The organism is Ammoniphilus soli (assembly GCF_040813775.1).
Genome location: NZ_JBEGDL010000146.1, coordinates 1 through 901 on the forward strand (window position 1 = coordinate 1; position 901 = coordinate 901).

1 protein-coding gene is annotated in these 901 nt (G+C 42.1%); it reads right to left on the reverse strand.

Translation table 11 applies throughout. The annotated features are described in order from the left end of the window. Positions 1 to 374: 374 nt before the first annotated feature. Positions 375 to 901: hypothetical protein (locus ABLT31_RS38775; protein WP_367761047.1), on the reverse strand; the 527-nt coding region annotated here is incomplete at its 5' end.

The window sequence follows — 901 nt, forward strand, 5'->3', positions numbered from 1 at the left end:
CTCCCTAGTTCCAGACACAACTGTCACTGCATGCCGATCCCCATACACCGGAGGGCTCTTCCGCGCTGCTTCTCCAAGGTCTCCACGCGTTCCGTGGCCTTCGCCATGAAATACGTGGCTCGGCTCCCTCTTGTCCCTTTCGGGTTGTAAATAACGATGCGGCAGGATTCACTTCATGTTACGGCCTGCAGTTTTGCTTCACCCCTATTGGAGTTTTTCACAGGGCTCCATCCTTAGGCTCTCATCACCAGATGCCTGCTAGCTACGAGGCGGCTTGGCCCCTACCTCGGTTGGACTTTCACCAACAAGTTATGCCTAGCTTAGCTAGGCGCACTATTCCTCTAAACTGCCCAATAAGCTTAATAGCATGTTACCTAGACCCCTAAATCTTTTAAAAAGATTTCTTCATTAAATAAGCCCATTTTTCTTACTTCCATATGAATTTCGTTATATATCTTTCGGAATTCCTCTGGCTGATTTACGTCACTTTCCTTGATATGTCTTGAATAAATTTTAAAGATATATGAAACAATCTTTAAATTTCCTTCCTCGTTTGAAGAATCCATGGATTGGTAAAGTAGAGAACTCATATCATAGGGGATAGCTGTATAAATCTTAACATCATATGTTGCGGAATATTCCTTTTTCCATGTTCCGAGGATACCTGCAATCTCACTGCTGTTAGATAGCGCTTGGTGAGAAGCAAGAAGATAGCGTTCTTTCTCTTGTATATCCTGCACCTTCAAACTTTCTTGCAAGGCACTATCTGCTCTTAACAATTCCTTCTCGTATCGGGTAAACAGATAGTTAATCATACGTTGTTCTTCCGAAAAAGAATAATAATGGTAGCCAATACTTACCACTAACAACGCAATTAAAGATATCAATTTCCAATTTTTCA